The following is a 10,871-nucleotide window of genomic DNA, read 5'->3' as shown; positions in this document are numbered from 1 at the left end:
TGTGCTTTAAGGATTTTCCTGTTCCTGTTCTTGAGAACTATTTTGCTCATCTTGGAGCAATTGATAAGTGAGCTTTTCAATCCTCTCTGTTGTATCTCGCATGATCCTTCCCATGGTGCGATCTCTTTCATTGTGGAGTCGTAAAAGAGCGTCGTAGTCTTCTTGTAATTTTTTATTTTCTCGTTTTATTTCTTCCATTTCATCGATAATCATAATGCCGGCCATAACCGATAGACGATGATCACCGATTTCACCAAAATTCGTCTTCAGGTGTGTGATATATTGGTCCAATCGAGCGGCAAGTTCAATGAGATGGCGTTCTTGCCCTTTATCGCAAGCCATACGATAAACTTTACCATCAATGGTGACGGAAACGGTTTCCATGGTTTCAAACCTTTATCTATCAATTACGACACGAATCGTTTCCATTGCTTTAATTAAACGTTTGGAAACTTCTTTATTGACCGCTTCTAACCGTTCGGCATGGGCTTCGGCTTTATCAAGCGCTTGGGCAAGACGGCTCCGATCAGCATTCATTCGTTGAATTTCTTCTTCCCATTCGTTGTGTTTATCGATAACAGCGTTGCGGTTTATAATGGTGATCTCTAAGGTTCTTAGTGCTTTTTCCAGTTGCTCTAAAGCGTGTGTTAGAACCTGAGTTTCTTGGTTCATGATGTTATATCCTTATGGGTGATTGTATCCTTTATCAGTTCTCTATGCAAAAACGAATCACTCATTTTCTTTTCTTGCGTCAATTTTATTTTTAAGTATGTAGGACATTTTAGCAAGTAAAGCAGGGGATACGTGTTAATTAAAAGCTGGATTTTTTGAAAGTATTGGCATAAATGATTATGTGCATAAAATGATGTGTGAGGGGAATGGTTACTGAGGTGATCGCAAGGGGTCTCACGCTGATGATTTAAACAGACTGAAAGTATTCTTAAAAAATTCAAGAGAATACGAAAAAAGTAACACAATAACGCGTTTAACAAAGTGGTCTATCATTCATGACAAATACCGAACAACAGAATCAGATGGCCAATGCTATCCGTTTTCTTGCTATTGATGCAATTGAAAAAGCGAATTCTGGTCATCCTGGTTTGCCAATGGGGGCAGCCGATATTGTTACTGTTCTTTATACAAAATTCCTTGCCCATGATCCCAAAAATCCCCATTGGCCCAATCGTGATCGCTTTGTGTTATCGGCTGGGCATGGGTCTATGTTGCTTTATGCCCTTTTATATCTTTCTGGTTATGAAGATCTCTCTCTTGAGGATCTCAAAAATTTTCGCCAAATAGGGTCTAAACTTGCTGGGCATCCAGAATATGGGCATGTTGCCGGAATCGAAACAACCACTGGACCACTTGGACAAGGACTGGCAAATGCTGTAGGAATGGCGATTGGTGAGCGCTTGCAGAATGCGCGTTTTGGAGATCTTATCAATCATTACACTTACGCGTTGGTTGGGGATGGGTGCCTTATGGAAGGGATATCTCAAGAAGCACTTTCCCTTGCTGGACATTTGAAACTCAATAAATTGATTGTGCTGTGGGATGATAATAATATTTCCATTGATGGAGAGATTTCACTTGCTGACAGTACTGATCAGATTGCGCGTTTTAAGGCATCTGGTTGGAACACACTCAAAGTTGATGGACATGATCAAGCAGCACTTGCGCGTGCTCTTGAGGCTGCACAAAATTCTGATAAACCAACTTTGATTGCTTGTAAAACAACAATTGGTTTTGGAGCACCAAATAAAGCGGGAACCAATAAAGTTCATGGATCGCCTTTGGGAGCACGCGAAATTGCTGTAACCCGTGTCGCTTTAGGGTGGGAGGCAGAGCCTTTCGTTATTCCAGCGGATATTCTTGATAATTGGCGCTTGGCGGGTCTCAATGCCGCTAAAAAACGACAAAAATGGGAAGCAAAATTCGCTGATCTTCCTGTTTCAGAACGGGTGGAATTTGAAAGATTGATGCGAGGCGATCTCGTGGGCGGATTTGATAGCGCTATCGATGTTTATAAACAGAAATTAGTTGAGGATTGTCCTGTCGTTGCTACGCGTAAAGCTTCTGAAATGGCTCTTGAAGTGATTAATAAAGTCGTTGTTGAGACCATTGGCGGTTCTGCTGATTTGACTGGGTCTAATAATACCAAAAGTAGTCAGATGGACAGTATTTCTGCTGGAGATTTTTCAGGGCGTTATCTGCATTATGGAATTCGCGAACATGCAATGGGAGCCGTGATGAATGGTCTTGCTCTTTATGGCGGCTTTATTCCTTATGGGGGAACCTTTTTATGCTTTTCTGACTATATGCGTCCTGCTATGCGGCTCTCTTCCTTGATGGGATTGCGGGTGATTTATGTGATGACTCATGATTCCATTGGTCTTGGTGAGGATGGACCTACCCATCAGCCCGTGGAGCATTTGGCTTCTTTGCGTGCAATGCCTAATCACTTTGTTTTTCGCCCTGCTGATGCTATGGAAACAGTGGAGTGCTGGCAATTGGCTTTGAAAGCACGCAAAACGCCTTCTACTTTGGCTTTGAGCCGACAAAATTTACCGCTTTTGCGTCAAGAGTATGAAGAAGAAAATCTCTGTATGCTCGGTGCTTATGAATTCCTAACAGCTAGCGATGATGCACAAGTGACGCTGTTTGCTTCTGGTTCAGAATTACAAATTGCGGTGGAGGCACATGCGGTGTTAGAGGAAAAGGGCATCCCAACGCGTGTGGTTTCTGTGCCTTGTTTTGAACTTTTTGCACAACAATCTCTCTCCTATCAGCGTGCCCTCATTGGGGATGCATCGATTAAAATTGCCATTGAAGCTGCAATCCGGCAAGGATGGGACCGTTTTATTGGCAGTGATGGTGTGTTTATTGGCATGGAGGGGTTTGGTGCTAGTGGAACGATTGATGCCCTTTATGCGCATTTCGGCATTACTTGTGAGAATGTGGTCGCTACCGTTGAAAAAGAGCTTGAAAAGATCAATAAGGAAAATGTGAAATGAGTGTTCATGGTGCAATGAATGGGGTTGTTCATATTGGGCGCAAGATTTTTTGTGCTATTGTGGAGAGTGCCATTATGAGAAGTGCCATTATGGAGAGTGACAGATAAGATATTGAGGTTGTGGTTGTTAATGATTTGGGGGCGGTGGAAACCAATGCCCATTTATTGCGCTATAAAGTTTGATGAGGAAAATGTGAAATGAGTGTTCGCGTTGCAATTAACGGGTTTGGTCGTATTGGGCGTAATGTTTTGCGTGCCATTGTGGAAAGTGGCCGGCAAGATATTGAAGTTGTGGCAATTAATGATTTAGGGTCTGTGGGAACCAATGCCCATTTGTTGCGCTATGATTCTGTTCATGGGCGTTTTCCAGGTCATGTTCAGGTTGTTGGTGATGCGATTGATGTTGGGCGCGGTTTGATAAAGGTGTTGGCAGAGCGTGATCCAGCACAATTGCCTTGGAAGGCTTTGGATATTGATGTTGCTTTGGAATGTACAGGACTTTTTACTGCGCGTGACAAAGCAAGTGCGCATTTAGATGCCGGGGCAAAGCGTGTGCTTGTTTCTGCACCTTCTGAAGGCGCTGATCTTACCGTGGTTTATGGGGTTAATCATCTCTCTTTGAGCAAGGAGCATCGCGTTGTTTCAAATGCTTCTTGTACAACCAATTGCTTGGCGCCTGTTGCACAAGTGTTGCACAATACGGTTGGTATTGAAAAGGGTTTTATGACAACGATCCATTCTTATACAGGTGATCAACCTGTGTTGGATACAATGCATCGTGACCTTTATCGTGCACGTGCTGCCGCACTCTCTATGATCCCTACTTCAACAGGAGCAGCGAAGGCTGTAGGACTGGTCTTGCCAGAATTAAAGGGGTTGCTTGATGGGGTGTCAATTCGTGTTCCAACCCCTAATGTTTCTGTGGTTGATTTGACATTTACTGCTAAGCGCTCCACAACTGTTGAAGAAATAAATACGGCTATTTGTACTGCTTCACGGGGTTCGCTTAAAGGAATTTTGGATTACACAGAGGAAAAGCTGGTGAGTTGTGATTTTAACCATAATCCGCATTCAGGTATTTTCCACAATGATCAAACGAAGGTGATTGATGGTCAATTCTGTCGCGTTCTGGTTTGGTACGATAATGAGTGGGGTTTTTCGAACCGCATGAGTGATACTGCTGTGGCTTTTGCCAAGACAATATAAAAGAGGGCCTTCGGGTCCTTTTTTGCAAAAGAAAGTCATTTTTGTAATAGAAAGTTAAAGTGCGTTCTTTTTGAAAAAAACAGTAATGAGGAGCGTTCATGGTGTGCTGGAGAAAAAATGCTGATTGCGTGATGGATGGTAAGTTTTTTATGTTTTATTTGGGTATGAGAAGGCGTGTTTTTTTCTATCAGAGATGCGGAATTTGAAAAAGTAAGTGTTGAAAAAGGCCAAAATTGTAAAAAGATAAGAGGATTGAAAAAACATAAGGGGGAATGAAGATTACAGAGATTGAGAGAATACACGCTGTAGCTGATCTCTTTAACTGAAGATTAAGAAAAGATTGTGTGGAAAAGAAGTTGAGCGGGTACGTTTGTTTGAAACAACAAAAAGTGAAGAGGGAGCAGAAATGAGTTTTCGGACACTTGATGATGTTGATGTTGCGGGGAAACGTGTTCTTGTGCGGGTGGATTTTAATGTGCCAATGGCGCAGGGCAAGGTCTGTGATACGACGCGCTTAGAGCGGCATAAAGAGACACTCGTTGAACTTCAAAGGCGTGGTGCTAAGCTTATTCTTCTTTCGCATTGTGGTCGCCCTAAAGGAAAGGTGGAGCCAGAATTTTCACTTCGCCCCGTTGTGGAAGTGCTAGAAAAAATAATCAATCAACCGGTTACTTTTGCACCGGATTGTATTGGTCCAGTAGCAGAGACAGCAGTTAAGGCATTGCAAAATGGGGGTGTTTTGCTACTTGAAAATGTTCGTTTTTACTCAGGGGAAGAAAAAAATGATTGCTGTTTTGCTGAAGCTTTAGCTCATCATGGGGATCTCTATGTTAATGATGCTTTTTCAGTTTCTCATCGTGCCCATGCTTCGGTGGAGGGAATAACACATTTATTGCCTTCTTATGCAGGGCGTTCTTTGCAGGCTGAGTTGCAGGCATTAGAAAAAGGACTTGGCAATCCAAAGCATCCAGTGGTCGCACTTGTGGGTGGGGCGAAAGTTTCCAGTAAGCTTTTTGTACTCAATCACTTGGTTGAAAAAGTTGATCATTTAGTGATTGGTGGGGGCATGGCTAACAGTTTTTTAGCAGCGCAAGGTGTGTCTGTTGGTAAGTCACTATGTGAACATGCACTGATGGACACGATAAAAAAAATCATTAAAAAAGCGCAAGAGTGCCACTGTACGATTCTGCTCCCTCAGGATGCTATCGTTGCATTTCGTTTTGAAAAAGATGCGCCGCATCGTCTCTATGATATAGGAGATATTCCTGAGGAGGGCATGATTCTCGATATTGGGACGCGTTCTATTGCGCATATCAATGCCGTGATTGAGGAAGCCGCTACCCTTGTGTGGAATGGACCCCTTGGTGTTTTTGAAATGTCTCCCTTTGATCAAGGAACAATAGCGGTTGCACGTCATGCAGCAGAGCTTAGTCAAAAAGGGAAATTGGTTTCAATCGCGGGAGGAGGAGATACGGTTTTTGCACTTAATCAGGCTGGTGTTACCAATGATTTTACCTATCTTTCGACTGCTGGTGGTGCTTTTTTAGAATGGATGGAAGGCAAGATCCTTCCGGGTGTTTTCGCTCTCATGCAGGCTTAAGGGGCTTCTTTGAAGGAAATGTTAAAGAGAAACTATACGGTCGTTTAAGGTTTTTTTGAGAGTGTTGCGCATTTTTAGAAATTAAAACAGAACAAAGAGGATTTTTTTATGAATGAACGTCTTGAAGATATTGCACTTGCTTTGGTTCATGCGGGTAAAGGTATTTTGGCAGCAGATGAAAGTACTGCGACGATTGGAAAGCGTTTTGAAACTATTGGGGTTGAATGCAACGAAGATAATCGCCGTGCTTATCGTGAAATGCTTTTTAGCGCAAAAGAAGCTATGGAAAGCGCCATCTCTGGTGTCATCTTATTTGATGAAACAATTCGTCAAAAAGCATCCTCTGGGCAAAGGTTGACAGATCTTATTCGTGAAGCGGGTGCTTTGCCGGGTATTAAAGTCGATACCGGTGCTAAACCCTTGGCGGCTTTTCCTCAGGAAACAATTACAGAAGGGTTAGACGGTCTTCGGGATCGTTTAAAAGATTATTATGCTTTGGGAGCGCGTTTTGCGAAATGGCGTGCGGTGATTGCGATTGATGCACATGCTCTGCCAACAAGAGGGGCAATAAGACAAAACGCACAAGCTCTGGCGCGCTATGCTGCTTTGTGTCAGGAAGAAGGTCTTGTGCCGATTGTTGAGCCTGAAGTGCTGATGGATGGGGTATCGCGTCAGCATTCTATTGCGCGTTGCTTTGAGGTGACACATGCTGTCTTACACACGGTATTTAAAGAACTTTTTGAAGCCCGTGTTGTTTTGGAGGGCATGATTTTAAAACCTAATATGGTGATTGATGGTAAAGAGGCGCGTAACGCTTCTGTTGAAGAAGTGGCTGAAAAAACGGTTCAGGTGCTTAAACAGACTGTTCCTGCTGCTGTTCCAGGAATTACTTTTCTTTCCGGAGGGCAGTCTGATGAAGAAGCGACAGCGCATTTGTCAGCGATGAATACTTTGGGGGCATTGCCTTGGAAACTGACCTTTTCTTATGGGCGGGCATTGCAAGCGGCTGCCTTGAAAGCATGGGGTGGCAGGCATGAAAATATTGCTGTTGCGCAAAAGGCTTTTGGTCATCGTGCACGGATGAACCATCTTGCCGCTTTAGGAAAATGGACAAAAGAACAGGAAAAAGCTTGCGCTTGAAGCACAAGCCCTATGCCTAAATGCGGAGAGATTTTGCATGTTTCTGTGTGATTTGGGATGTCCTCGTCATGATAAAAATGATGGGGGCGCTTTGGGCTTGAAAGCTTTCGCAGAGAATTTTTCTCTTGGGAATTTTAAAAGTCTTTATGGGTGCCATAGAGAGATGAGATTGGGGGAGAGATATGATTGCGGGAAGGGGAGATGTTGCTTTAAAGGAAATTTGTGAATGAGTAGCGCTATGGCATGTTGTGGTTTATGAGGCGGATACTTGCTTTTTGATGCTATCATTGCTTGTCATCAGCGGAATCTATTTAATCGCAGTCTCAAAGGTGGATAAGCGGGTGGAATGGAAGGCTGTAATTTCTTGGTGAATTAGACATGCAGCTTATGAAGCTTTTGTGCGTAAAGATAGCTTCCTCTTCAATGGGGATGGTGTCTCTCTATTTTAGACAAACGAATTTAGCAGCTCTTGCTAACAAAAATAGATTTTCACCTCAATAAAACATCTGTTTTTTAGTAAAATGAATAAACCTTTCTTATATTTTGTGATGCTATAATAAGAAATACTAATTTTATAGTACCATGGCTTAAAAATAGGGGAAGTCATAAACGGCATATCTGTTAAGAAGACAAACATCAAAGAAAAAAAATCCAGACGCAAAACAGAGCATCTATAATGCGGATGATGTTCAGTATAATGCGTAGAATATTGTCTTCGATATTTAAAAAGTTGATTTACGCAATCTTTCTTATCTTGTTATTCATCCGTAGGCTGGTTCTTATCTTCTTAAACTTCTTCGCAAGAGGGTTGGCGTTGTTCCTATTCTTTATTTTTATGGGATACACAGTGGAAGCAGCGCCCTATGAACACCAAACAGCAATGGTAATTGGTGCAATCGTCCTTATATTTTGCTGCTTATATGCCAAGGATGCCTATGAAAGGCTCTTATTATGTCTCGCACCTTCTGAATATGATCTTATTCTCTCTTTCAATAAGATAAATTAGAGCACACTTTGTTTTCATACAAATAAAAATGAGAGGCTATCCGCCTCTCAAATTCTTAATAATCGCTCACCAAAATCATAACGTCAGATCGTTTGCAATGTGTACTCAACTTGTGAGAAGGTTTTGCTCTTCGTTGTGAGACATAAAATTTACATGCCAAGATTACCAAAACGGTTTTTAAATTTAGAAATACGACCCCCATGGTCTACCAATGTTTGAGATCCACCTGTCCACGCTGGATGCGTTCTTGGGTCAATATCCAAATTAAGGGTGTCCCCTTCTTTTCCCCAAGTAGAACGCGTCGTATATTGGGAACCATCCGTCATAACAACGGTAATCCTGTGATAATTGGGGTGAATATTCGCTTTCATGTGGCAAACCTTTTGCTTTCATACAACGAAATGACACTTTTTCACTTTTTTAAGTGCGCTTGCTTCGTCTTTTTGATAAATTGATTAAAGTGTTATTTCTATAACTGAGCGCGCGTCAAAAAACAAGTGTTCAAGATGCATTCCTGCACCAACAGTTATAAACAACTTTATTAAGTGAGCGAAATTCTATGAATTTTTTCAGTCATTCAGAAAAATCTACAACGTCTTCCAGTACAAAACCTTTATTCTCTTCGCTATCTACTTTTGTTCCTTATATGATGCGCTATCGTTGGTTGTTTATTTTTGCTTTTCTCGCTTTGTCTGTGGCTGCTCTTATTACGCTTGCTTTGCCTGTTGCTATCCGTCAAATGCTTGATCATGGTTTTTCTCCTTCAAGTCATGGGAATATCAATTTTTACTTCGGTATTTTGTTTGTGTTAGCTTTACTTCTTGCACTTGCTTCAGCTTGTCGTTATTACTGTGTCATAACCTTGGGTGAACGGATTGTTGCTGATTTGCGGCGTGATGTTTTTTTTCATATTACGCAACTTTCTCCTGCTTTTTTTGATCATTCCCATTCTGGTGAACTTGTTTCGCGGCTGTTAACAGATACGACGCAAATAAAACTGGCTGTTGGCTCAACCGCTTCCATTGCTTTGCGACATCTGATTGTTGTGGTTGGAGCAATTGTGATGATGGTGATCACAAATGCTAAGCTCTCCTCACTTGTTCTCCTTGCTATCCCCTTTGTTGCCATTCCGTTAGTTGTCTTTGGACGCAAGGTTCGTACACGTACACGTGCGGCACAAGATCGCCTTGCAGATGCCAACGCTTTGGCAACAGAACAGGTAAGTGCCATTCGCACTGTGCAAGCTTTTACCGCTGAAAAACTCGTTTCTGCGCGTTTTTCAAAATTGGTTGAACGTGCTTTTGAAACTGCACGTGCTTCTGTAATCTTACGTTCTTTTTTCACTGGTTTTGCGATTTTTCTGGTTTTTAGCAGCGTTGTTGCTGTTTTGTGGATTGGTTCCCATGACGTTTTGAGTGGAGCCATGTCTGGTGGGACATTAGGTCAATTTGTTCTCTATGCGGTTTTTGGAGCTTCAACCTTTGCACAATTATCAGAAGTTGGAGCAGAACTTATGCAAGCAGCAGGTGCAGCTGAACGGCTTGCCGAATTGTTGCAAGAACAGCCTACCGTCGCAACCCCAAGAGTTCCCGTGCCTTTGGTGCAACCGGTTCAAGGAGCAATCACTTTTGACCACGTTGATTTCATCTATCCTTCTAGACCACAGGAAAAGATTTTGCGTTCTCTTTCTTTTTCTGTAAGTCCCGGTGAAACTGTGGCTTTTGTTGGTGCTTCTGGGGCGGGAAAAAGTACCATTTTTTCTTTGATTTTGCGTTTTTATGACCCAATAAGCGGTAAAATCCGGTTTGATGGTGTGGAAATTAACCGCCTTTCTCTCCAAGATTTACGCGGTGCAATTTCTTATGTCCCACAAGATGTTGCCATTTTTGACGGTACGTTACGCGATAATATCGCTTTTGGGAGCGAAAATGTCAGTGAAGAGCAAATCATTGCTGCAGCCAAGACAGCTAATGCCCTTGAGTTTATTAAATCCCTACCGAATGGCTTTGATACGCAAGTGGGAGAACGCGGTACCATGCTTTCTGGTGGACAAAAACAACGCGTTGGTATTGCACGCGCGATTTTAAGAAATGCTCCCCTGTTGCTGCTTGATGAAGCAACATCAGCTTTAGATGCAAATAGCGAAAGATTAGTGCAAGAAGCCTTAGATGGGCTGATGCAAAACCGAACAACATTGGTGATCGCACACCGTTTAGCAACGATTTTAAAAGCAGATCGCATTCTGGTGATGGATAAAGGTGCTCTTGTGGAAGAAGGAACACATGCCGAGCTCATTGCAAAAAATGGGATTTATGCGCATTTGGCTAAACTGCAATTCTCACCTGAGTAAGCTATCTCATAAAGCTGTAAGTTGTTGACATAAACATCCGCATTCTTATGAGAATAACATCGGTTTGCGGTGTTCTTTAATGCATAGAATAGTATCAATATATTATACGGTTTGATATTCTTTAAATTCTTATGAAATTCTACACTCTCTTGCATCATTCGATCGCACCTTTTTAAGGCGTTACATTGACGCGTAAGGAAAACAGGCTCTTGTGATAATTTTTCTCAATATGAAATTACGTAATTGTTAGAGATTAGATGAAGGCATCAAATAAGAAATATTTTAATCGATTATTTTATTGGGATATGTTCATAAAAATAGGGAATTCAAGAGAGAAGCTACGATACATCTTCAGTGATGAGAAAATGAATGCATTGGAGAAGGCTATCGAAAAAGAACAAGAACAGTTAGAAAGTGAAATGCGAGAGGATTTTCTCAAAAATAAAGATTTTCATTACAATCGATCCTGTGTGCATTTCATAGGCTATTGAGAAAACGGGTAAAAGTGAAGGTAGCATGCGATAACTGTATTAATTGGTAAATTTATTGAAACCTT

At 41.9% G+C, this 10,871-nt stretch carries 8 protein-coding genes; 5 read left to right on the top strand and 3 right to left on the bottom strand.

The window, feature by feature from the left end:
• Positions 1–6: 6 nt before the first annotated feature.
• Positions 7–384 (bottom strand): cell division protein ZapA, encoded by a 378-nt coding sequence (locus ACKC4Y_RS07765; protein WP_409361168.1) that lies wholly within the window; start codon positions 382–384, stop codon positions 7–9.
• A gap of 12 nt (positions 385–396) precedes the next feature.
• The gene (locus tag ACKC4Y_RS07760; protein ID WP_409361167.1) at positions 397–672 is read right to left on the bottom strand and encodes a DUF4164 domain-containing protein; all 276 of its coding nucleotides are present in this window, start codon (positions 670–672) and stop codon (positions 397–399) included.
• A gap of 335 nt (positions 673–1,007) precedes the next feature.
• On the opposite strand from ACKC4Y_RS07760, the gene tkt reads away from it, so the two are divergent.
• From tkt to ACKC4Y_RS07740, 4 genes are all read left to right on the top strand, one after another.
• Complete coding sequence (gene tkt / locus ACKC4Y_RS07755) at positions 1,008–3,014, top strand: transketolase (protein ID WP_409361166.1); 2,007 nt, start codon at positions 1,008–1,010, stop codon at positions 3,012–3,014.
• Between the two features lie 197 nt (positions 3,015–3,211).
• Positions 3,212–4,219: a type I glyceraldehyde-3-phosphate dehydrogenase gene (gene gap, locus ACKC4Y_RS07750; protein ID WP_409361165.1), complete on the top strand. Its 1,008-nt coding sequence runs from the start codon at positions 3,212–3,214 to the stop codon at positions 4,217–4,219.
• 406 nt (positions 4,220–4,625) lie between these two features.
• The gene (locus ACKC4Y_RS07745; protein WP_409361164.1) at positions 4,626–5,819 is read left to right on the top strand and encodes a phosphoglycerate kinase; all 1,194 of its coding nucleotides are present in this window, start codon (positions 4,626–4,628) and stop codon (positions 5,817–5,819) included.
• Positions 5,820–5,927: 108 nt separating this feature from the next.
• Entirely contained in the window at positions 5,928–6,959 is a 1,032-nt protein-coding gene (locus ACKC4Y_RS07740) for a class I fructose-bisphosphate aldolase (RefSeq protein ID WP_409361163.1), read from the top strand.
• 1,155 nt (positions 6,960–8,114) lie between these two features.
• Here ACKC4Y_RS07740 and rpmE read toward each other — a convergent pair.
• Complete coding sequence (rpmE, locus tag ACKC4Y_RS07735) at positions 8,115–8,336, bottom strand: 50S ribosomal protein L31 (protein WP_317993889.1); 222 nt, start codon at positions 8,334–8,336, stop codon at positions 8,115–8,117.
• A gap of 188 nt (positions 8,337–8,524) precedes the next feature.
• Here rpmE and ACKC4Y_RS07730 point away from each other — a divergent pair, with 188 nt between their 5' ends.
• The gene (locus ACKC4Y_RS07730; protein WP_409361162.1) at positions 8,525–10,315 is read left to right on the top strand and encodes an ABC transporter transmembrane domain-containing protein; all 1,791 of its coding nucleotides are present in this window, start codon (positions 8,525–8,527) and stop codon (positions 10,313–10,315) included.
• Positions 10,316–10,871: the final 556 nt, after the last annotated feature.

The organism is Bartonella heixiaziensis, from assembly GCF_046245125.2.
In the GTDB taxonomy this organism is placed as follows: Bacteria; Pseudomonadota; Alphaproteobacteria; order Rhizobiales; family Rhizobiaceae; genus Bartonella; species Bartonella heixiaziensis.
Note: the sequence above shows the minus strand (reverse complement) of the source record. Positions and strands in the feature narration are given on the sequence as shown.